This window comes from Pseudomonas sp. Ag1, from assembly GCF_000278565.1.
GTDB lineage: Bacteria > Pseudomonadota > Gammaproteobacteria > Pseudomonadales > Pseudomonadaceae > Aquipseudomonas.
Genome location: NZ_AKVH01000067.1, coordinates 17428 through 38868, shown reverse-complemented (window position 1 = coordinate 38868; position 21441 = coordinate 17428). Strand labels below are relative to the sequence as shown.

Annotated in this window: 18 protein-coding genes and 2 pseudogenes; 8 read left to right on the top strand and 12 right to left on the bottom strand. The window is 62.0% G+C overall.

All coding sequences use genetic code 11. From position 1 onward, the window contains the following. The first annotated feature begins 71 nt into the window (after window positions 1-71). Window positions 72-1289: an alanine transaminase gene (gene alaC, locus A462_RS28000; protein ID WP_003213096.1), complete on the top strand. Its 1218-nt coding sequence runs from the start codon at window positions 72-74 to the stop codon at window positions 1287-1289. Window positions 1290-1427: 138 nt separating this feature from the next. On the opposite strand, the gene A462_RS28005 is transcribed toward alaC, so the two are convergent. Both A462_RS28005 and A462_RS28010 read right to left on the bottom strand, forming a co-directional pair. Next, the gene (locus A462_RS28005) at window positions 1428-2783 is read right to left on the bottom strand and encodes a GntP family permease (RefSeq protein WP_008431626.1); all 1356 of its coding nucleotides are present in this window, start codon (window positions 2781-2783) and stop codon (window positions 1428-1430) included. A gap of 84 nt (window positions 2784-2867) precedes the next feature. Next, window positions 2868-3401, bottom strand: coding sequence for a gluconokinase (locus A462_RS28010; protein WP_008431624.1), 534 nt, complete (start codon window positions 3399-3401; stop codon window positions 2868-2870). Window positions 3402-3613: 212 nt separating this feature from the next. Between A462_RS28010 and A462_RS28015 the strand changes: the two genes are divergently transcribed. From A462_RS28015 to A462_RS28040, 6 genes are all read left to right on the top strand, one after another. Beyond that, window positions 3614-4645, top strand: a complete 1032-nt coding sequence (locus A462_RS28015) for a LacI family DNA-binding transcriptional regulator (RefSeq protein ID WP_177122557.1) — start codon at window positions 3614-3616, stop codon at window positions 4643-4645. 337 nt (window positions 4646-4982) lie between these two features. Further along, window positions 4983-5219, top strand: coding sequence for a DUF6124 family protein (locus A462_RS28020; RefSeq protein WP_003213089.1), 237 nt, complete (start codon window positions 4983-4985; stop codon window positions 5217-5219). Between the two features lie 199 nt (window positions 5220-5418). After that, window positions 5419-6051, top strand: coding sequence for a glutathione S-transferase family protein (locus A462_RS28025; protein WP_008431619.1), 633 nt, complete (start codon window positions 5419-5421; stop codon window positions 6049-6051). A 16-nt stretch (window positions 6052-6067) separates the two neighbouring features. Beyond that, a complete protein-coding gene (locus tag A462_RS28030) occupies window positions 6068-6805 on the top strand; it encodes an NAD-dependent epimerase/dehydratase family protein (RefSeq protein ID WP_008431617.1) in 738 nt (245 codons plus the stop codon). Between the two features lie 11 nt (window positions 6806-6816). After that, window positions 6817-8226 carry an MFS transporter gene (locus A462_RS28035; protein WP_003213083.1) on the top strand — a complete coding sequence of 470 codons (1410 nt, stop codon included), beginning with the start codon at window positions 6817-6819 and terminating at the stop codon, window positions 8224-8226. Between the two features lie 135 nt (window positions 8227-8361). Beyond that, entirely contained in the window at window positions 8362-8871 is a 510-nt protein-coding gene (locus A462_RS28040) for a hypothetical protein (RefSeq protein WP_008431614.1), read from the top strand. Between the two features lie 137 nt (window positions 8872-9008). Here A462_RS28040 and A462_RS35160 read toward each other — a convergent pair. The 3 genes and pseudogenes from A462_RS35160 to A462_RS28050 form a co-directional block, all read right to left on the bottom strand. Then, window positions 9009-9434: pseudogene (locus tag A462_RS35160) on the bottom strand (methyl-accepting chemotaxis protein); the annotation flags it as partial. 165 nt (window positions 9435-9599) lie between these two features. Beyond that, a pseudogene (locus A462_RS35155) lies at window positions 9600-10223 on the bottom strand (PAS domain-containing protein); the annotation flags it as partial. Window positions 10224-10495: 272 nt separating this feature from the next. Continuing rightward, entirely contained in the window at window positions 10496-11365 is an 870-nt protein-coding gene (locus tag A462_RS28050) for a LysR family transcriptional regulator (protein WP_008431612.1), read from the bottom strand. Between the two features lie 98 nt (window positions 11366-11463). On the opposite strand from A462_RS28050, the gene gstA reads away from it, so the two are divergent. After that, a complete protein-coding gene (gstA, locus tag A462_RS28055; protein ID WP_008431610.1) occupies window positions 11464-12066 on the top strand; it encodes a glutathione transferase GstA in 603 nt (200 codons plus the stop codon). 106 nt (window positions 12067-12172) lie between these two features. Here the strand turns inward: gstA and A462_RS28060 are convergent, their stop codons facing one another. The 7 genes from A462_RS28060 to A462_RS28090 form a co-directional block, all read right to left on the bottom strand. Continuing rightward, complete coding sequence (locus A462_RS28060) at window positions 12173-13567, bottom strand: aromatic amino acid lyase (protein ID WP_008431608.1); 1395 nt, start codon at window positions 13565-13567, stop codon at window positions 12173-12175. Beyond that, on the bottom strand, window positions 13564-14568 hold the full coding sequence (locus A462_RS28065; protein WP_003213072.1) for an ornithine cyclodeaminase family protein: 1005 nt from the start codon (window positions 14566-14568) through the stop codon (window positions 13564-13566). Before A462_RS28065 ends, A462_RS28060 begins: the two co-directional genes overlap by 4 nt. A 293-nt stretch (window positions 14569-14861) precedes the next feature. After that, a complete protein-coding gene (locus A462_RS28070) occupies window positions 14862-15788 on the bottom strand; it encodes an aliphatic sulfonate ABC transporter substrate-binding protein (protein ID WP_008431606.1) in 927 nt (308 codons plus the stop codon). After that, window positions 15788-16801, bottom strand: a complete 1014-nt coding sequence (locus tag A462_RS28075; RefSeq protein WP_003213067.1) for an ABC transporter substrate-binding protein — start codon at window positions 16799-16801, stop codon at window positions 15788-15790. The genes A462_RS28070 and A462_RS28075 overlap by 1 nt, the downstream gene beginning before the upstream one ends. Window positions 16802-16947: 146 nt before the next feature. Next, complete coding sequence (locus A462_RS28080) at window positions 16948-19587, bottom strand: TonB-dependent receptor (protein ID WP_008431603.1); 2640 nt, start codon at window positions 19585-19587, stop codon at window positions 16948-16950. Window positions 19588-19840: 253 nt separating this feature from the next. After that, window positions 19841-20776, bottom strand: coding sequence for a FecR domain-containing protein (locus A462_RS28085; RefSeq protein WP_008431601.1), 936 nt, complete (start codon window positions 20774-20776; stop codon window positions 19841-19843). Next, window positions 20773-21282, bottom strand: a complete 510-nt coding sequence (locus A462_RS28090) for a sigma-70 family RNA polymerase sigma factor (protein WP_003213062.1) — start codon at window positions 21280-21282, stop codon at window positions 20773-20775. The genes A462_RS28085 and A462_RS28090 overlap by 4 nt, the downstream gene beginning before the upstream one ends. Between the last annotated feature and the right edge of the window lie 159 nt (window positions 21283-21441).

The window sequence follows — 21441 nt, the reverse complement described above, 5'->3', positions numbered from 1 at the left end:
TGCCCCGCAGGCCACCGCAGTGGCCGACGTCGCTCGGACGGTTCCGGGCGCTTACGTATTTCGAGGCAACAATGGCCGAACCCCGTTCGCCGCGCCGCTTTGCGCGCATAGATCGACTCCCCCCTTACGTGTTCAATATCACTGCCGAGCTGAAGATGGCTGCGCGTCGGCGCGGCGAAGACATCATCGACTTGAGCATGGGTAACCCGGACGGCGCCACTCCACCGCACATCGTGGAAAAAATGGTCACCGTCGCCCAACGCGAAGACACCCACGGTTACTCCACTTCCAAAGGCATTCCGCGGCTGCGCCGGGCGATTTCGCGCTGGTACAAAGACCGCTACGAAGTGGACATCGACCCGGAAACAGAAGCCATCGTGACCATCGGTTCCAAGGAAGGCCTGGCGCACTTGATGCTGGCCACCCTGGACCAGGGCGACACGGTGCTGGTGCCCAACCCCAGCTACCCGATTCACATCTACGGTGCCGTGATTGCCGGCGCCCAGGTGCGTTCGGTGCCGCTGATTCCGGGAGTGGACTTCTTCGCTGAGCTGGAACGTGCGATTCGTGGCTCGATCCCCAAGCCGAAGATGATGATCCTCGGCTTCCCGTCCAACCCCACCGCACAGTGCGTGGAGCTGGACTTCTTCGAACGGGTGATCGCCCTGGCCAAGCAGTACGACGTGCTGGTGGTGCATGACCTGGCCTACGCCGACATCGTCTACGACGGCTGGAAAGCTCCGTCGATCATGCAAGTGCCGGGGGCCAAGGACATCGCGGTGGAGTTTTTCACCCTGTCCAAGAGCTACAACATGGCCGGCTGGCGCATCGGTTTCATGGTGGGCAACCCGGAACTGGTCAACGCCCTGGCGCGGATCAAGAGTTACCACGACTACGGCACCTTCACCCCGCTGCAAGTCGCGGCGATTGCGGCGCTGGAAGGCGATCAGCAGTGCGTGAAAGACATTGCCGAGCAGTACCGCCAGCGCCGTAACGTGCTGGTGAAAGGCCTGCATGAGCTGGGCTGGATGGTGGAGAACCCGAAGGCGTCGATGTACGTCTGGGCGAAGATTCCCGAGGCGTATGCCGCGATGGGCTCGCTGGAGTTTGCCAAGAAGCTGCTGCTTGAGGCGAAGGTGTGTGTGTCACCGGGGATTGGCTTTGGTGAGTATGGTGACGACCACGTGCGCTTTGCACTGATCGAAAACCAGGACCGGATTCGCCAGGCGGTGCGGGGCATCCGGGCGATGTTCCGGGCGGATGGGCTGGTCAAGAAAGCTGACGCCTGACCCGATCCAACTGCAGGACCCAATCAATGTGGGAGCGGGCTTGCTCGCGAAGGCGGTGGTTCAGTCAACTCATATGTCGACTGATTCACCGCCTTCGCGAGCAAGCCCGCTCCCACATTTTGTTTTGCGGTGTGCCTGTTAGACCACCAGCGACAGCAACATGATAAAGCCCAACGCCACCACCGACAGGATGGTCTCCATCGCCGTCCAGGTCTTGAACGTCTCGGCCACGGTCATATTGAAGTACTGCTTCACCAGCCAGAACCCCGCATCGTTGACGTGAGATAGCACCAGCGAGCCCGCCCCCGTCGCCAATACCAGCAACTCGCGGTTCACCCCCGGAATCATCCCTACCACCGGCACTACAATGCCGGCACCGGTAATGGTCGCCACCGTCGCAGAACCGGTAGCCACACGAATCACTGCCGCCACCAGCCAGGCCAGCAGGATCGGGTTGATCTGCGCGGTCACCGCCATATGGCCGATCACATCACCTACGCCGCTGGTCACCAGCATCTGCTTGAAACCACCACCGGCACCGATGATCAGGATGATCGCAGCCGTCGGCGCCAGGCTGGCGTCGAGCAGCTTGAGGATTTGCTTGGAGCCAATGCCCTGGCGATGGCCAAAGGTGTACAGCGACAGCAGCAAAGCCAGCAGCAACGCGGTGATCGGGTGACCGATCATGTCCATCCAGTTGCGGATCACGTGGCCGTCCGGCAGGGCGACGTCGGCGAAGGTTTTCAGCAGCATCAGGAACACCGGCAACAGCACGGTGATCAGGGTGATGCTGAAGCTCGGCAGGGTCTTGGATTCCGGTTGCTCACTGGCCAGTTGGTCTACCAGTTCCTGGGACGGGTTGCCCGGGATGTACTTGGCGATAAACGAACCGTAGAGCGGGCCGGCGATGATCGCCGTAGGCAGCGCGACGATCAGGCCGTAGAGAATGGTCTTGCCGATGTCGGCACCGAACACGCCGATCGCCAGCAGAGGGCCCGGGTGCGGTGGCACCAGGCCGTGTACCGCCGACAGGCCGGCCAGCAGCGGAATGCCGATCTTGATCAGCGACACACCGGTACGACGCGCAACGATAAACACCAGCGGGATCAGCAACACAAAACCGATCTCGAAGAACAGCGGAATGCCCACCAGGAACGCGGCGAACATCATTGCCCACTGCACCTTCTCCTTGCCGAAGGCCCGCACCAGGGTTTGCGCGATCTGATCGGCACCGCCGGAATCGGCCATCATCTTGCCGAGCATCGTACCCAGCGCGAGGATAATCCCGACAAAGCCGAGCACCCCGCCGAAGCCGTCCTGGAAGGCCTTGATGATCTTGTCCACGGGCATGCCCGAGGTCAGGCCGAGAAAGCCTGCTGCGATGATCAGCGCAATGAACGGGTGGACTTTGAACCGGGTGATCAACACGATCAGGCCGATGATGGTCACCACTGCATCGAGCAGCAGATAGGTATCGTGGGACAAGCCAAACATGGGGGTCTCTCCTGTTTGTTGTTGTTATTAAAGCCGGTAAAAAATTCAGTGCAGGCGGACAGCGCTATCTTGTCCGGCAAAAAATTATTTGTTTGGTTCAAAGCCGTGTTCGAGCCACCAGGCATTGGTTTGCTCGGCCAGTTCCTCGACGCTGTCTACGCTGGCGTTGAGGGCCAGGGTCAACGGCTCGCCCACCGGGGATTCAAGGGTGGCGAACTGGCTGTCTATAAGGCTGGCCGGCATGAAATGGCCGGGGCGATGGGATACACGGTCGGCGGCGACTTCGCGGGTCAGCTCCAGAAACACAAACCCCAGGCCCGGCGCGGCTTCGCGCAGGTGGTCGCGGTATTTCTTCTTCAGGGCCGAACAGGTGAGCACCGGATGCTCGCCGGCCTTGAGGGAGCGGCGCAGCTCATCGCACAGGATGTCGAGCCAGCCGGCGCGGTCTTCGTCGTTAAGGGGATGGCCGGCGCTCATCTTCTCGATGTTCGCGGCGGGGTGAAAGCTGTCGCCTTCGATGGCGGTGGCGCCGTTCAGCAGGCACAGGGCCTCGCTGACGCTGGACTTGCCACAGCCGGAAACACCCATGATCACGAGGGCAGTAACAGGTTGACTCATGAAACACCTCAAGACGCAGATAGCGCTACCTTTGCACGCTGTAAGGCTAGTGCAAAAACAGGCTTTTCCCGCGCCGTCTTGTCATTTTTATGGAGTGACGCGTGCATCTGCTCCAAAGGTTTGAACGGGAACAGGCATCCCGACGTTCAAGAATTTGCAGGGTCTTGGAGACAGCGCTACCTTAGTGCCTCGATTTTTGTTTGGCAAGCCGCCTGATGACTCCCAAGAACGATAAAAATACCCGCACCACGGGCCGCCCTACCCTCAATGAAGTGGCCCGCCTGGCTGGCGTCAGCCCGATTACCGCCTCCCGGGCCTTGCGCGGCATCAGCACCGTGGCCACCGAACTGGTGGAAAAAGTGCAAAAAGCCGCCGCCGAACTGAGCTACGTGGTCAACCCGGCCGCCCGTGCCCTGGCATCTGCCCAGAGCCAGTCGGTGGTGGTGTTGGTGCCGTCGCTGTCCAACCTGCTGTTTATCGAAACCCTGGAAGCCATCCACCAGGTGCTGCGGCCCAAGGGCTTTGAAGTGCTGATCGGCAACACCCACTATTCCCGCGACGAAGAAGAAGACCTGCTGCGCAACTACATGGCCTACCAGCCACGGGGTTTGCTGCTGACCGGGTTTGACCGTACGGAAAGTGCCCGGCGCATGGTGGAATCGAGCAATGTGCCGTGTGTGTACATGATGGACCTGGACCCGGGCGCCGGACTGAACTGCGTAGGATTTTCGCAATTGAACGCCGGGGAAACAGCGGCGGCGCATTTGATCTCACGGGGTCGCAAGCGCCTGGCCTACATTGGCGCGCAACTGGACCAGCGCACGTTGTTGCGCGGTGAAGGCTTTCGCCGGGCGTTGCAGCAGGCGGGGTTGTACGACCCGGCACTCGAAGTGCTGACGCCACGGCCATCGTCGCTTGGCCTGGGTGGTGAATTGTTCCTGCAACTGCTGGCCAGCCATCCGGACGTGGACGCGATCTTCTTTGGCAACGACGACCTGGCTCAGGGTGCGTTGCTGGAAGCGCTGCGCCATGGCATCAAGGTGCCGGACCAGATCTCGGTGCTGGGCTTCAACGACCTGCCCTCCTCCTCGTTCATGGTGCCGCGACTGAGCAGCATCAGTACGCCGCGTGAAGCCATTGGCCGGCGCGCGGCAGAGCATTTGCTGACGGTGATGGCCGGCAACAAGATCGCCCGGCCGGTGGTGGACATGGGGTTTGAGTTGAAGGTGCGCGAGAGTACCTAGGCGGTAGCTGTAGGAAGTGGCTGGTGTTGATGGCAGCGCCTTGCTCCGTTACCTACAGGTACGTCAGAATCCGCCGGCTTGTGCGCCTGGGTAGGGCTCTCTAAGGTTGCCCGGTCGCTGAATTTCTCAGTGATCGGGTTTAGTAGCCCGAACTGGTTCACTCTTAGTGCATGAGCTTCATCTGTCAGACGATTTTGTCTGTGCTTGATGGCGGCTGTGCGTAGGGCACCTTCGGGTGCGCCGGCTATGAGTGTCCACCGGTCTACTAACCTGCGCGCAGCTGCCTCCTTTATTGTTTAGTAGCGATATGGGGGTGGCCTAATACAGGGCACTTACTATGTTCAAAGCAACTCCAAATCCTCCCGCCTTATTCACCGTCAGCCCCGACGCCAGCAGCGAAAGCCTGATCGCCAACAGCTACGAGACGTTTTCCTCGGTCAGCACGTTATTGCTCGACCTGTCTGATGAACTCACCGGCAAAGACCGCGACACCGCATTGGCGATTCACCAGTTGAGTGAGTTGGGCGTATTGCTGATGGGCAAGCTGATGGACCAGGAATCACCACTGATCTAACAGACCGCACGCGGTCAAACTGTGGGAGCGGGCTTGCTCGCGAATGCGGTGTGTCAGCCGAGCTTTCCATCACTGATACACCGCATTCGCGAGCAAGCCCGCTCCCACATTTTTGATCCTGCCCACTTAACACCCTCGCCGTGCCTTCTGGCCCCTGCTAAATTGCCCCCTGCCTTCTCACCCTCGTCAGGAAAGCACCATGGGCCATTCGCTGAAAATCCTCGGTCGCACTTCTTCCATCAACGTGCGAAAAGTCCTGTGGACCTGCCAGGAACTGGATATCCCCTACGACCGCGAAGACTGGGGCATCGGCTTCGCCTCCACCCAGTCCCCCGAATTCCTGGCCCTGAACCCCAACGCCCAAGTCCCGGTGATCATCGACGACAACGGCGTGCTGTGGGAATCCAACACCATCTGCCGCTACCTCGTGGGCCTGCACCAACGCCACGACCTGTTGCCCACCGAGCCGGTCGCCCGTGCGAGGGTCGAGCAATGGATGGACTGGCAAGCCACCGAACTCAACCCGTCGTGGGGCTACGCCTTCCACGCTCTGGTACGCAAGAACCCGGACTATCAGGACCCGCAACGCATCAAAGCCGGGGTAAAAAGCTGGAACGACAAGATGGGCCTGCTTGAAGAGCAACTGATCAAAACCGGCGCCTACGTCGCCGGTAACGACTTCACACTCGCCGACATCCTCATCGGCCTGTCGGTGCACCGCTGGTGGATGACGCCCATGGAGCATCCGTCCTACCCGGCGGTCAGCGCCTACTACGAAACCCTCAGCCAACGCCCCGGCTTCAAAACCTTCGCCCTCGACGGCCACAACTAAAAACAAGGACTACACAATGAACGGACTCAACGTACTACTCACCGGCGCCTGTGGCCGCATCGGCAAGACGTTTTTCGAAGCGTCGAAAGACCGCTACCGCTTCACCCTCACCGACCGCATCGAGCCGGATTTCGCCCTCGGCGAGCACCGTTTCATCCACGCCGACCTGAGCGACAAAACCGCCCTCGCCGCCCTGCTCGACGGGATTGACGTGATCGTGCACCTGTCGGGCATCCCCCACGCCAGCGCGACCTTCGACGAGTTGTTGCCCAACAATATCCTGGCCACCACCTACCTGTTCGAAGCCGCCGTGGCCGCAGGTGTGAAGCGCCTGGTGTTCGCCAGCAGTGCCCAGACCATCGAAAGCTACCCGGTAGACCGGCAGATCACGCCGGGCATGCCGGTACTGCCCGCCAACCTGTACGGCGTGAGCAAATGCTACGGCGAAGCTCTGTGCGGTTTTTACGCGGCCAAAACCCCGCTCTCCACCATCGCCCTGCGCATCGGTGCGTTTGAATTCCCCGAAACCCACGACCTGAACAACGCCCGCGATCTCAGCGCCTGGCTCAGCCCCCGCGACGCCGTGCAACTGCTGCAACGCTCGGTGGAAACCATCGGGGTGAAACACCTGATCGCCCATGGCATTTCCAATAACCGTTTCAAACGCCTGGACCTCAGCGAAACAACCCGTGTGCTGGGTTACCAACCGGTGGATGATGCGTTCCAGGAATTCGAGATCCCGATCACTTATTGAGTCTTCTGCCCATGTCTTCACCCTCTCTTGCAGACGGTATCGACCCGATCCGCGCCGCGCACATCAGCGCGCGCATTGATCGGTTGCCCGCCGTCGCCACTGTCTGGCGCCTGGTGGCGCTGCTGTCGATTGGCGGCTTTTTCGAGCTGTATGACTTGTTCCAGACTGCCTATATCAGCCCCGGCCTGATCAGTGACGGAATTTTCCACACCGGCAGCCAGGGCGTATTCGGCTTCTCCGACCAGGCGGCCTTTGCCTCGGCGACCTTTCTCGGCCTGTTCCTCGGCGCCAGCCTGCTCAGCCCGATTGCCGACCGCTACGGGCGCCGGGCGATCTTCACCTTTGCGTTGATCTGGTACACCGTCGCCACCGTGTTGATGGGTATCCAGACCTCCGCCCTGGGCATCATCTGCATGCGCTTCCTGGTGGGCATTGGTTTGGGCATCGAGCTGGTGACCATCGACGCCTACCTCTCGGAACTGGTGCCCAAGCGCATGCGCAGCTCGGCGTTTGCCTTTGCGTTTTTCATCCAGTTCCTGTCGGTGCCGGCGGTGGCGTTGATGTCGTGGTGGCTGGTACCCCAGGCACCATTCGGGATTTCCGGCTGGCGCTGGGTAGTGGTGAGCAGTGCGGTATTTGCGCTGTTTATCTGGCAACTGCGCAAGCGCCTGCCGGAATCGCCGCGCTGGCTCGCACAAAAAGGCCGTTTCGACGAAGCCGGGCAGATCATGGACAGCCTCGAAGCGCGCTGCCGGAAAGACCACGGCAAGCCACTCGATGAGCCGGAACCGCAAGCCGTCAGCGTGCAGGGCCAAGGGCGCTTCGCCGATATCTGGCAACCGCCGTACCGGCGCCGGGCGTTGATGCTGATTGTGTTTCATGTGTTCCAGGCCATCGGCTTTTTTGGCTTCGGCAACTGGCTGCCGGCGCTGCTCTCGGGCCAGGGCGTGAGCGTCACTCACAGCCTGGGCTATGCCTTCATCATCACCCTCGCCTACCCGTTGGGGCCGCTGCTGTTTGTGAAGGTGGCGAACCGGTTTGAGAACAAATGGCAGATTGTCGGCTCGGCGCTCGGCGCGGTGATCTTCGGCAGTTTGTTCGCGCTGCAAACCACCGCCGTGGGCCTGGTGATCTGCGGGGTGATGATCACCTTCTGCAACGCCTGGCTGAGTTTCAGTTATCACTCCTACCAGAGCGAACTGTTCCCCACCAACATCCGCGCCCGGGCGGTGGGTTTCTGCTATTCGTTCAGCCGGTTGTCGACGGTGTTCAGCAGCCTGTTGATCGGCGTGATCCTCGAACACCTCGGCACGCCCGGCGTGTTGGCGTTTATCGCCAGCAGCATGTTGATCGTGATGATCACCATCAGTTGGTTCGGCCCGCGCACCCGCAACCTGGCGCTGGAGAACATTGCCCACTAGCGGCAAACAATGGCCGGCGGCACGCCAACGCTTGCCGACGGTAGCGGCCAAAAGCCCCGTAAACACGGGGCCATACCACTGGGCACGCTAATTGCTCCACCTGTGGCACCGCCCACATCCACAGGTGTCCTGATCATGCTGATCAACAACAACCCCCAGGCTCAGTCTACGATCCAACGCATCAAGCGCGCAGACATGGACCCGGCCAACGCCGCGGCCAGCGCGCTGTACAGCGGTGCCGCGCAAAACGTGCAACAGGGCACTACCACTGTATCGACCACACAGGCAGCGGCCGACGCCACTGCCGACAACATCAATGCCGCCTTCGCCAAGACCCGTGTGCAGTTGCAAGCCACCACCGCAACCGCCTCGACCACCGATACGGCCAAGACTGACTCCACCACGTCGGCCCGCAGTGACTTCACCGACTACATGAAAAAAAGCCCGGCCGAGCGCATCCGCGAGCAACTGCTCAAGGAACAGGGTTTGACCGAGGACGATGTGAAGAACATGCCTCAGGACAAGCAGGATGCTATTTCCAAGGAAGTTGCAGAACGCCTGAAGGAGCAGCAGGCGCAGCAGGTAGCGGCGAAGACGGCTGACCCGCAGGCGCAGAACGTGAAAGAAACCCTGGCTGCGATCTAAGCCACACCACAAACCAAATGTGGGAGCGGGCTTGCTCGCGAATGCGGTGTGTCAGTCAATCCATGTGCTGACTGACACACCGCATTCGCGAGCAAGCCCGCTCCCACACAAGCTCATTCCACATTTGATCTGCGGTGTTACTGCAATTGCAGTGTCGAGTTGAACTGACTGATCGCATCCACCACATGCCGTGACCCTTCCTGAATCTCCAGGATCACCTGCCCCGCCTCATTCGCCAGCTCCACCCCAAGCCCCGTGCGGCTCAGGCTCGATTGCATGCTCGACACCGCGCTGATCGACAGGTCGTGGTTCTTGCGCACCACATCCACAATCTCGATCGTCGCCTGGCTGGTTCGCGCCGCAAGGCTGCGCACCTCATCCGCCACCACCGCAAACCCGCGCCCATGCTCGCCCGCTCGGGCCGCTTCGATTGCGGCGTTCAGCGCCAGCAGGTTGGTCTGGTCGGCGATGCCGCGGATGGTCTGGACGATGGTGCCGATGATGTCCGACTGCTTGCTCACTGCGTCGATGCTCACGGCCGCTTCGTTAAGGTCACGGGAAATTTCTTCGATGATCTGCACGGTCTGCTGCACCACTTCCGAACCCTTGCGGGCGCAGGCGTCGTTTTGCACCGAGGTGGCGTGAGCCGAGTCGGCAGCCGTGCGCAAGGTGGTGACCTGGTCGGTGATGTCGCTGGCGAACTTCACCACTTTGTACAGGCGCCCGTTGGCATCGAAGATCGGGTTGTAGGAGGCTTCCAGGAACAGCGTTTGGCCGAATTTATCTTTGCGCTCAAAGCGGTGGGAGTGATATTCGCCGCGGTTGAGCGAGGCCCAGAATGCCTTGTAGGCCGGCGAATCGGTCTCACCGCGATGACAAAACAGACTGTGGTGCTGGCCGACGATTTCACTGAGGGAATACTTCACCGTCTTCAGGAAGTTGTCGTTGGCATTCAGAATCTGGCCTTGCGGGGTGAATTCAATGACCGCCATGGAGCGGCCGATGGCGTCGATCAGGCTCTGGTTTTCATGCTCGCGGTGAATCCGCGCCGAGATGTCCGAGGCCACCTTGATCACGCTTTGCACCTGGTTGTCGGCACCGATTACCGGCATGTAACTGGCCTCCAGCCACACTTCCTGACCATGCTTGTTCAACCGCATGAAGGTGCCACTGAGGGGCTCGCCCCGCGCCAGGTCGCGCCAGAGCTTGGCGTAGGCGTCGGTGTGGGTGTAGGCCTCTTCGCAGAAAATCCGGTGATGCTTGCCGCGAATTTCTTCGGCGCGGTAGCCCATGGTTTTGCAGAAATTTTCATTGGCATCCAGCACGATGCCGTCGCGATCAAACTCGATCATTGCCATGGAACGGCTGATGGCGGCCAATTTGGCTTTGGCTTCGGTAAGGGCGCAGGAGAAACGTTCGATTTCCAGCAGGTCGGATTTGTGTTGGCGGTTGAACATGTCAGATCACCCTTTATTTTCCCGACGCCCACGCGGGCGCATTCCATTCACGGTTTGAATCTTGATCGAAGACCTTTATGGGGAAACCTATCCGAAACGCTTTATATGCCGAGCGTCATCAACGGTTCTGGGTGAGCATAGACAGGCGTTGGCGCTATGCAAGGCCACTAGTCAGCCAGCATTTGCAACAAAGCATTAACCACTGCGGAGGGCGGTTGGTGGCGTGATGTCACCAACGCAAACTCGCGATGCACCGGCTCCGCCAGGGGCATGATGCGCAAGCCTTGGCGCTGGGCCGGCAGGGTCATCTCGGGCACCAGCGTCACTCCCACGCCTTCACGCACCAGGCTGAAAGCGCTGTTCCATTCGCGCACTTCCACCCGCACCTCGCGCAGCACCAGGCCGGCTTCCTGCGCCAGGCTGCGGGCGTTGACGGTGCAGCCGCCGGTGGCAAGCACGAACGGTTGCTCCACCAACTCTTCCAGCGTGACCGTTGCCTGCGCCGGGCGCCGGGAAAACCCGTGGGCCATCGGCAGCACCGCCACCCAGTTATCGCGCCCCAGCACGGCGGCATTGCGCTCGGACGGCGGGTTGAGCACCACGCCCAGGTCGATCAGATTCGCGTCGAGCAAGGTGTTCACTTCATCGTCGGTCACTTCCAGGGCCGTGACCTCGATGCCGGGGTAAAGCTGGTTGAACCGACGCAGCAGCGGCGGCAGGAACACTGCCAGCACCATGGGGAAACTCGCGATGCGAATCGTCCCACGCAGCATCGGCCGCGCTTCGTCCACGGTGGTGCGAATCGCCTGCAACGCTCCCAACATCACCCGCGCCTGCTCGATCACTTGCAGGCCCAGGGCGGTAGGCACGGTCTGACGCGCCTCACGCACAAACAACTGCGCACCGAGGTTGGCCTCCATGGCCGCCATCGCCTGGCTGGCGGCGGACTGAGTCATGCCCACTCGTTCGGAGGCGGCAGTGATGCTGCCGTTGTCCGCCACGGCTACCAGCAGGCGCCAGTGCATCAGGTTCATCATGGCAGTAGCTGTCCTTATGGCAGGATTCTGAAAGATTAATTTTACCCAAGGTGCCATGCCCACGAGACTGAAGGCAACTGTCCTGCGGAGTTGCCCCGATGAAGCTGTATTTTTCCCCGAATGCCTGTTCCCTCGCCTCCCATATCGCGCTGCGGGAATTGGCCCTGCCGTTTGAATTGATTCGCGTCGACAACCAGAAAAAGCTCACGGCTGACGGTGATGATTTCCTGCAGATCAATCCCAAGGGCTATGTAGCCGCACTGCAACTGGACAACGGCGAGGTACTGACCGAAGGCGCGGCCATCCTGCAATACCTGGCCGACCGGGTACCCGCAGCGGGCCTGGCGCCGGCCAATGGCAGCTGGGAGCGGGTGCGTTTGCAGGAGTGGCTGAACTTTGTCTCCAGCGAGATTCATGGCGGGCTGGGAGTGTTGTTCAAGGACGCGATTCCCGATGAGGTGAAGGCGCTGTTCAAGGCCACGCTGTTCAAGCGCTTTGCGATTCTGGTGCAGACCCTGGAGCGCCAGGATTACCTGCTGGGCGCGCAGTACTCGGTGGCGGATGCGTACCTGTTTGTGGTGCTGCGCTGGGCGGGGTTGTTTGATATCGACTTGCAGCAGTGGCCGGCGTTGGCGAAGTTTCAGCAGCGGGTCGGTGAGCGGCCGGCGGTGATTGCCGCCCTGGCCGCTGAAAATCCATGACCTGAAATGCGATCAACCTGTAGGAGCTGGCTTGCCTGCGATAGCGATGGTGAATCCAACACCGCTATCGCAGGCAAGCCAGCTCCCACATTGGGTCTTCATAGTTTTAGAGAATGGGTTTCAAGCCATCGTTTTCGATGAATGCGCTTAACGCCAACACATCCACCGACCCCGAACGATCCTGATCCAGGTGCGCCACCTGGCGGCGCACCGCCTGATGAATACGCCGGGTGCCCTGCCCCAGTTGAACCGTGCCGCGCAGGTCTACCGCCTGCGCCGCAACGATCAACTCAATGCTGCCCAGCCACACCACGCGCTGCACCAGTTGCCGGGTTTTCTCGACCACCGCCAGCGCCTGCCCTGCATAATCTTCCACGCGATCCGCCACCGGCACGCTCACCGCCGGGATCGGATTGGCCAAGTGCCCGATCTCCGCCACCAACGCCGAACCGGTGCGCTGCAAGGCGGCCATGCCCACGTGCCCGGGCTGGTTGATCAGAAAGCGCGGCAGTTCACTGGAAGCCGGCGACAGCAACTTGGCAATCCGCTCGGCGCTGCACACCGCCACACGGCTCAACGCCAGGCCCAAGCCTTCGGCCGCCAGCGCGAGATGGGTGCTGTCGAAATTGGCCGTGGCCAGCACCAACGCGTCTTCGCTGATCAACGCCGGATTGTCCGCACCGCTGGCAAGCTCCAGCTCAACCAGTTCACGCAGTTGCAGCATCGCTTGATGCGCCGCGCCTTGAACCACCGTGGCACAGCGAAAGCTCAGCGGGTCCTGTAGCCGACGCGGGTTATCGGCCAATTCGCCGCCCGCCAGCAATTCCAGCAACGCCGCTGATTGCCCGCTTTGCCCCAGCGCCGGGCGCAACCGCGAAGCCCACGGCTGGAAAGGACTGAGGTTGGCCCGATAGCCTTCACACGACAACGCCAGCCCCGCCAACATGGCCTGCAATGCCTGTTCGGCCTCGGCCACCAGCAACGCGCCAAGGCCGATGCTCGCGGAGTTGGCCGACACCAGCGCCAGGCCATCCTTGCCCGTCAATGGCACGTTCAGCGCCAGACTCAAATGCGCCAACGGCGCCAGGTCGCTCTCGCCCAACGAGCCGAGCAACGGCACCGCGGGCTCCATGCCGCAGTTGAGTAACGCCAACAGCGCCTGCGCCGCACCCGGCGAAATACCCGAACGCCCCTGGGCCAACCCCGCCAGGCGGGCTGCGGTGATCGCGCGTAATTCCTCACGCTTGGCCAGGCGGCCAACGCCCACCGCACGCCCCAAAGGAATGTTTGCCTGCACCGGCGCAACCTGCGTATCCACCGCCGCACCGAGGCCGGTGGTCACCCCGTAAATCGGCGTGCCTTCAGCCACCAGGCGCAGCAACAGTCGATGCCCTTCGTCGATACGTTGGCGCGCCGCATCGCTGAAGTCAGCCGGTGCGTCTTGGCGGGCAATCGACAGCAAATCCTCAACCGTCAAACCGGCGGGATCGAAGTGAATCATGCCCAGCGCAACCGCTGGCCGATCCCCAGGCGTCTGGATTTTTCCAGCAGTGCGTGGCCCAGGGCGATATCGCTGAGGCTCAAGCCACGGTGCCAGAACAGGATGGTTTCCTCGGGGGTTTCCCGGCCGGTCTTCAAGCCGGCGACGATCTGCCCCAACTCGGCATGCAAGGTCTCGGCGCTGAGTTTTCCGGCGTCGACATGGGCGCGCAATGCGCCGAACATCCCGCCCTTGCACTGGCCCCAATCGTCCACCACCAGCTTGTGCATGATGTCGGTCAACGACAGTTCCACCGCGCTCATGGTGCCGTAGGGCACGACGAAGGCACCGGGCTTGATCCACTCGGTGTGCAGCAACGGTTGCGGCTGATCCAGGCGTGAAGCTTCCACCACGATGTCGGCGCCGCGCACCGTGGACTCCCAGTCGTCGGTGACAATCACCGGCTTGCCGAGGTCGCGGCGCAGGCGTTCGGCGAAGGCTTCGCGGCTTTCACTGCGGCGCGAGTGCACGCGGATTTCGTCGAAGTCGAACAGGTGGTCCAGCAGCCGCACGTTCCAATACGCCGTGCCACGGGCACCGATGTGCGCGAGGATTTTGCTGTCGGGCCGGGCCAGGTATTTGGCACCGATGGCGGTGACGGCGCCGGTGCGCATGTCGGTAATCGCCGAGGCGTCGAGGATGGCCTTGGGGATGCCGGTGGCCGGGTCCAGCAGGTTGAGAATCGCCAGTTCCGAGGGCAGGCCCTTGCGGTAGTTATCGACAAAGTCGCCCACCACCTTGACCCCGGCGTAGCCGATTGCGCCGCCCAATACACCGCGCAGCACGTTGAAGTGGCCGTTGATTTCACCGCCGGGAATCAGGTGCATGCGCGGCTCGATCACCGCCTCGCTGCGGCCCTGGATCGCCAGGCTGGATTCGATGGCGTTGAGGATTTCGTCGTTGGTCAGGGCCAGTTCGTCGATGTCCAGGCCGTTGAGGAAGTCGATGTAGATCGGTTGCATGGTCTGCTCACTGATGGGTTGCGAAGGTCGATGCTGAAGATGCTTTTATGGGGTGAGGGAGATTGCTTTGGGGAGGGAGCCTGTTGTGGTGAAGAGCCTGTTGTGGCGAGGGAGCTTGCTGTGGCGAGGGAGCTTGCTCCCGCTGGAGTGCGCAGCGCTCCCGCTTTTTTTGGGGCCGCTACGCAGCCCAGCGGGAGCAAGCTCCCTCGCCACAACAGCTCTTTCCCTAAAGCAAGCTCCCTTGCCACAGCAAACTCCCCCCCACAGCAAGCTCCCTTGCCACAGGGATCAAGTTAAGGGGCCTTGAACACAACCTGCTGCACATCGACCTTTTTCGGGATCAGGCCGTTGGCAAAAAACGCGTCGGCCGTACGTTGCTGGTTGGCGATATCCACCGCTTCCAATGGCCGGCTCGGCGTCGGCGAGCGGTGCTGGAAGTAACTCTCCACCACCGCCGGCTGCAAGCCCAATGTCTTGGCCATCAGCGCGACGCTTTCGTCATGCTGGTCCAGCGACAACCGCTGCGCCTGGGCAAACACCTTGAGAATCGCCGCAATCGCCTGCGGGTGCTGCTTGGCAAACGGCCCGCTGGCGATGAAGAAACTGCCCGCCGGGTTCAGCCCCTGGCCATCCCCCAGCACCTTCGCCGAACCGTCCACCACGGCCGCCGAGTAGTACGGGTCCCACACCACCCAGGCGTCGACCTTGCCTTGTTCAAACGCGGCACGGCCGTCGGAGGGCGACAGGTACACCACGTTCACGTCCTTCCACTGCAAGCCGGCACGCAGCAAACTTTTGAGGAACAGGTTGTGGGCGCTGGAACCCTTGAGCAACGCCACGCGCTTGCCCTTGAGTTCGGCCACGCTTTGCACGGTGCTGTCCTTGGGCAGCAGGATGGCTTCGGTGCGCCCGTCATTGGGCTCGACGCCGATGTAGCGAATGTCGATGCCGGCAGCCTGGGCGAAGATCGGCGGGATGTCGCCGATATTGCCGATGTCGATGCTGCCGCCATTTAGGGCTTCGATCAGCGGCGGGCCGCCGAGGAATTCGATCCACTCGACCTTGGTGCCCGGCAACCCTTGCTCGAACAGGTGATGCTCACGGGCGAGCACCATGCTCACCGAGCTTTTCTGGTAGCCGACGCGCAGGGTGGCCGGTTCTGCCGCCAGCAGCGGCCCGGCGCACAGTGCCAGCAGTGTGGCTGCGATGAGCTTGCGCATCAGAGACTCTCCTTGACCTTGGCCGCGACGTCCGCCGGCACCCATTGCTGCCAGACCTGCGGCTGTTCTTTCAGGAACGCTTCGGCCACCTGGCGCGGCGCGGTACGTTTCTCGGCCATTTGCGCGAGGATGCCGTTGAGCAGGTCAATCGGCAGGTCGACTTTTTCAAAGAACGTCACCAGTTGCGGGTACTGCGCCTTGAACGGCGCCGACACGCCAATCGCCAGGTGCGCTGGCATCGAACGAGTACCGATGGGGTGCGGGTTGTTGGCGTCGGCCAGGGTCTTCCAGGCTTCGGCGTTGAACGGTGGTTCTTCCAGTTTGATCAACTTGAAGCGCCCCAGCAGTGGCGTCGGCGACCAGTAGTAGAACAGCACCGGCTTGCCGCGACGGATCGAGGATGCAACCTCGGCATCCAGCGCCGCGCCGGAGCCGGTGCGGAAGTTGACGTAGCTGTCGGTCAGGCCATAGGCCTTGAGTTTCTGGCTGTTGACGATCTCCGAGGTCCAGCCGGTGGGGCTGTTGAGGAAGCGCCCACGGGTCGGGTCTTCGGGGTCGCGGAACACGTCTTTGTAGCGGGCCAGGTCGGCGACGGATTTAAGCTCCGGGGCCAGGGGTTTGATGCCGCGTTCGGCGTCGCCCTTGATCACGTATTCCGGCACCCACCAACCTTCGGTGGCGCCTTTGACGGTGTCGCCCAGGCCGAACACCTTGCCTTCGCTTTCGGCCTTGACCCAAGCCGGACTGCGCCCGGCCCACTCTTCGCCGATCACCTGGATATCGTCCTTGGCCAGGGCGGCCTCCAGGCTCACGGTGCTGCCGGGCAAGGTGTCGGTGGGCAGGCCGTAGCCTTTCTCGACGATCAGGCGCAGCACTTCGGTGATCAGGCTGCCGCTTTCCCAGGTGATGTCACCGAAGTGGATCGGTTTGGCAGGTTCGGCGGCCGTGGCTGATTGTGCCAGGACGGTGAGTGCCAATAGCGAGCCACCGAGCAGGTTCTTGATTGTTTTCATGTGTTACCTCGTGGTGATTCCATGAAGAGTGCTCTTGTGGCGAGGGAGCTTGCTCCCGCTGGACTGCGCAGCAGGCCCAAAGTGCTTGGGGCCGCTACGCGCCCCAGCGGGAGCAAGCTCCCTCGCCACAGGTTTTGCATCAGGGTTTAAAAGTCATAACTGAGCCGCGTGTAGTAAAACGCCCCTTCCGGCGCCGTCGGCGACAGGTAGCTGTATTGCTGGCCCGGGGTCTGGCGCAAACGGGTGTTGTAGTCGTCAGGCTTGCTGTCGAACAGGTTGTTGACGCCCACCGACACCCGCAGTTGTTTGGTGAAGGCGTAGTTCACGTCCAGGTCGGTGGTCCATTGCGCGCTGAAGGTCTGGTCGTACTGGGCGTTGGCTTCGCTGGAGGCGTATTTGCGGTACTTGCCGTAACGGGTTTCGTTGAGGGCGATGGTCCATTGGTTGAGTTTGTGGACCGCGCCAAACACCAGCTTGTCTTCCGGGTAACCGTGCTCCAGGAAGCCACGGGATTCACGGGTCAGCACTTCGAAGCCGTTGGGGTTTTCGTGGACCTTTTCGATAGTGGTGCGGGCCTTGGTGTAGCCCGCCGACAGGTTCAGGTTGCCGAACTGCTCAAGGTCCAGGTTGTACTTGCCCACGATGTCGACGCCGCGGGTGCGGGTGTCGGCGGCGTTGGTCATGAACTGCGCCCAGGAGTACTGGCCGTAGCCGGCGTCCTTGAGGATCTGCTCGGCCAGCGGCCCGGAAATACCACCGCTGAACAGCAGGCGGTCACGAATCGAAATCTGGTAGGCGTCGATGGTCAGCGAGGCCTGGTCGGTTGGGCGCAGCACCAGGCCCAGGGAGAAGTTGGTGGACTTCTCGGGCTTCAGCGGTTGCGCACCGAGGGCACGGGCGGCCGGGTTGTCGGCCGGCAGCATGCGGGTCAGCACCGGGTTGCCGTTGGCGTCGAGGTTGGTGGTGGTGGTCCAGGAGGTGCCGATCTGGCCCAGGCTGGGCGCGTGGTAGGCATTGTTGACCGTGGCCCGCAGGCCGACTTTCGGGGTGAAGTCATAGCGCGCCGAGAGTTTGCCGGTGGTGGCTGAACCGAAGTCCGAGTAGTGCTCGGTACGCCCGGCAATGCCCACCTGGAGCTTGTCGGTGACCTGGTTTTCCAGGCCGAAATACACGCCGCCCACATCACGCTTGAAGGTGCCGGCGTCGTCCGGGGTCAGGCCCGAAGCCTGCACCGCGCCAACCTGCACGCCGTCGATGCCACCGTAGGAATAGGAATCGTAGTCGCCGGCCTCCAGCCGGTATTGCTCATGCCGGTAGGCGACGCCCGCCGACACGGTGAGTGGATGGCTCGACCAGTCGACGTTCAGATCCTTGGCGTAATCCAGGGTGATGTTGGTCTGGTCGTTGACCAGGGTGGCGACGTTGAACTTGGTCGGGCTGTTGATCCCGTAGCTCGGGTTGACGGTGTTGAAAGCCAGTTCGTCATGCTCGTCGCGGCCATAGGTGGCGCTCAAATCGAAGCGGCCGATGCTCTCGTCTTCATAGCGGGTGCCGACGGTGACGGCGCCGTCTTCATAGCGATAGCGGTATTTCGGGATGGTGCCGTTGGGGTAGATCCCGGCCACGTTGTTCGGGCTGCTGGCCAGCAGCGGCGGCGTGTTGTTCACCGAAGTGTCCTGGCCGAAGGTGGCGAAACTGTAGAGGCGCCATTGATCGTTCAGGCCGATTTCGGCGTTGGCCGCCAGGTTGTATTTGTCGCGACCGGCACCGCCCCAGCGCGGGTCTTGTACCTGGCCGTCGGCGACGTATTTGTCGCCGATGTCATCGGGTTTGTTGTTCAGGGTGTTGAAGCTCAGGGTCAGGAAACCATCCCCCGGCAAGCCGATGCCGTACCAGCCATCGGTGGTTTTGCTGAAGCCGTCGCCCTGGGCGTATTTGCCCAGTTGGGTGTTGATGCCGCCACCGCTGTCGCGCTCCTTGAGCACGATGTTGACCACCCCCGCCACCGCGTCCGAACCGTATTGCGCCGAGGCACCGTCGCGCAGCACTTCGACGTGGTCGATGGCGCTGATGGGGATCATGTCGAGGTCCACCGGCTGCGCGCCAATGAACGGCACGCCACCGGAAATGTTCACCACCGCCGAGGTGTGCCGGCGCTTGCCGTTGATCAGCACCAGGGTCTGGTCCGGGGACAAGCCGCGCAGGGAGGCGCCTTTCGGATCCTGGCCGCGGGTGGCGCTGTTGTTCTGTGGAAAGTTGAACGAGGGCAGCAGTTGGAACAGCGCCTGGTTAAGGCTGGTGGCGCCGGTTTGCTTGAGTTCCTCGGCGTTTATCACATCCACCGGGGCGCTGCTGGTCAGGGCCGTGGCGTCGCTGCGACGGGTACCGATGGCGACCACACGGTCGAGGGTCGGCGCCTGGGCTTCGGCGGTTTGCGCCTTGATGCTGTTGCTGGCAGGCGCGACTTTGGCGCCTTCCTTGATGATGAATGCACCGTCCGGGCTGACCTGGACTTGCAGGCCGGTGCCCTTGAGCGCGGCGTCTACCGCCTGTTGCGCCGACAGCGAACCGTCAACCCGCGCCGAGGAATAATTGCCCAGCTGCGGCGTGAAGGAAATCACCTGGCCGCTCTGGCGGCTGATGTTCAGCAGCACTTCGTCCAGCGGGCCGGGCGCGATGTGGTAGACCTGCCGCGCCTCTTCGGCGCTGGCAGCGAAAGACAGGAACAGACTGGCCAACGGCACCAGGGCAAAGGTTCGAAGCGGTGTACGGTAGAATGGGCTCACGTTGGCTCCCCCCAAGGAAACTCCTGAGCGCTGCTCCCCGCAGCGCTTACGGGAGTGATGTGGGATGGCCGGGGGAAAACTTGCAGATCGTTTGGTTATGTCGTTAGAACCGACATTCGGAAACGACGCGGTCAACTGTGGGAGCTGTCGAGCTTTAGCGAGGCTGCGATGGTATCGCTGCGGTACATCTGAGAGGCCGAGGTGCTCGCATCGCAGGCAAGCCAGCTCCCACATTGACCGAGGTGAACCGTTTTCATGTGGCACTGACGGTCACCCACAACCCGGTCCGGCGGGTGATGTGGATCGGCAGGGTGCGTGCCAGGGTGTCGAGGATCTGGTCGGGATTGTCGAGGCGGTACAGGCCGCTGACCCGCAACCCTGCCACCGCCGGATCGAGGCGCAGCACACCGTTGTGATACGGGCGCAGTGCGTCGATCACTTCCACCAGCGGGCGGTCGCGCACTTGCAGGAAACCGTCGATCCACGCCGTCGCCCCCGAGGAACTGGCCAGCACCGGGCCGAAGCCGAAGCGGTCATAAGTCACCTCGTGCCCGGCCTCCAGTTGCAGGCGTTCGCCGTTCTGGCCGTCGATCTCCAGGGCGCCGTTGAGCGCCACCACGTGGCCCTGCCCTTCGCGCTCGCGCAGCAACAAGCGATTGCCCAAGGCATGCAGTCGAGCTTGATCGGTCTGAATGAAAAACGGTCGGTTGCTGTCCCTGGCAATCTTCACCAGCAACTCGCCATCGCGCAGGCGCACCACGCGGTGTTGTGGGTCGAACTGGATGTCGGCGGCACTGCGGGCGTTGAGCAGTAACTCGCTGCCATCCGCCAGCTCTACAGTGCGCCGTTCGCCGGTGCCGGTGCGGATATCGGCGGTCAAATCCTCCACCACCGGCCGGGCCAGCCAACCGGCGCCCAGCATCAGGCCAGCGCCCACCAGGGCGCCGCGCAATACGGTGCGGCGGCTGGATGGCGCGTCCAGTGCCTGCTGCAATACCTTGCCGCTGACGCCTTGGGCCTGCGGAATTTGAAACACACCGAGGCGGGTTTCCAGTTGTTGGCACAAGGCTTCGTGACGCGGGTCTGCGGCGCGCCACTGATGGTAACGCTGCCAGTCGGCGGCACTCGCCTCGCCGGAGCGCAGCAACACCACCCAGCGAGTGGCGCTGTCGATCAGGTCGTCGCTCATTCCAGGCACAGCCGCAGGCAGCGGTTGACGGCGCGGGTCATGTAGTCGCTGACCGAGCGTTGGGAAATGCCCAGCTCGGCCGCGATTTCCGGGTAGGTCAGGCCATTGAGTTGCGACAGCAGAAAGGTCGCCTTGACCTTGGCCGGCAAGCCGTCGAGCAACTGGTCGATGGCCTGCAGGGCTTCGAGCATCTGCGCCAAATCTTCAGGGGATGGCGCGGGAGAGGTTTCGTCCTGGTCGAGGGCGTCGAGGTAAGCGCGCTCCAAGTCACGGCGACGCCACAGCTGGTACATCAGGCGTTGGGCAATGGTGGTGAGCAAGGCGCGTGGCTGGCGGATCGGCGCCACGCCCGGGGAACTCAGGAGCTGGACGAAGGTGTCGGCGGCGATGTCTTCGGCGTGGGCACGGGAATCGAGATGGCGGTGCAAACGGCCGCACAGCCAGTCGTAATGACTGCGGAACAATCCGCCCACGTAATCGCTGTGAGAAGTGTCGGCGCCGGACATAGTGGCTCCATCTGAGTAGGTTGCGCGTTATGTCCGGTGTTCCGGTGGAGCGATCCTAGCAAGGCTGCTTATTCTTTAATAATATTTAAAAGGTATTTTTATATAACCGATCGTTCACGCGCTCCGCGTGTGAATCCCGCCTTGGACGCTCTGCGTCTG

Excerpts from the sequence above, each read along its gene's own strand:
- A462_RS28075 (WP_003213067.1), bottom strand. The coding sequence starts at position 16,801 with ATGAAAACAATCAAGAACCTGCTCGGTGGCTCGCTATTGGCACTCACC.
- A462_RS28050 (WP_008431612.1), bottom strand. The coding sequence starts at position 11,365 with ATGATGAACCTGATGCACTGGCGCCTGCTGGTAGCCGTGGCGGACAAC.
- A462_RS28010 (WP_008431624.1), bottom strand. The coding sequence starts at position 3,401 with ATGAGTCAACCTGTTACTGCCCTCGTGATCATGGGTGTTTCCGGCTGT.
- A462_RS28040 (WP_008431614.1), top strand. The coding sequence starts at position 8,362 with ATGCTGATCAACAACAACCCCCAGGCTCAGTCTACGATCCAACGCATC.
- gstA (WP_008431610.1), top strand. The coding sequence starts at position 11,464 with ATGAAGCTGTATTTTTCCCCGAATGCCTGTTCCCTCGCCTCCCATATC.
- A462_RS28085 (WP_008431601.1), bottom strand. The coding sequence starts at position 20,776 with ATGAGCGACGACCTGATCGACAGCGCCACTCGCTGGGTGGTGTTGCTG.
- A462_RS28030 (WP_008431617.1), top strand. The coding sequence starts at position 6,068 with ATGAACGGACTCAACGTACTACTCACCGGCGCCTGTGGCCGCATCGGC.
- alaC (WP_003213096.1), top strand. The coding sequence starts at position 72 with ATGGCCGAACCCCGTTCGCCGCGCCGCTTTGCGCGCATAGATCGACTC.
- A462_RS28020 (WP_003213089.1), top strand. The coding sequence starts at position 4,983 with ATGTTCAAAGCAACTCCAAATCCTCCCGCCTTATTCACCGTCAGCCCC.
- A462_RS28005 (WP_008431626.1), bottom strand. The coding sequence starts at position 2,783 with ATGTTTGGCTTGTCCCACGATACCTATCTGCTGCTCGATGCAGTGGTG.
- A462_RS28025 (WP_008431619.1), top strand. The coding sequence starts at position 5,419 with ATGGGCCATTCGCTGAAAATCCTCGGTCGCACTTCTTCCATCAACGTG.
- A462_RS28035 (WP_003213083.1), top strand. The coding sequence starts at position 6,817 with ATGTCTTCACCCTCTCTTGCAGACGGTATCGACCCGATCCGCGCCGCG.
- A462_RS28070 (WP_008431606.1), bottom strand. The coding sequence starts at position 15,788 with ATGCGCAAGCTCATCGCAGCCACACTGCTGGCACTGTGCGCCGGGCCG.
- A462_RS28090 (WP_003213062.1), bottom strand. The coding sequence starts at position 21,282 with ATGTCCGGCGCCGACACTTCTCACAGCGATTACGTGGGCGGATTGTTC.
- A462_RS28065 (WP_003213072.1), bottom strand. The coding sequence starts at position 14,568 with ATGCAACCGATCTACATCGACTTCCTCAACGGCCTGGACATCGACGAA.
- A462_RS28060 (WP_008431608.1), bottom strand. The coding sequence starts at position 13,567 with ATGATTCACTTCGATCCCGCCGGTTTGACGGTTGAGGATTTGCTGTCG.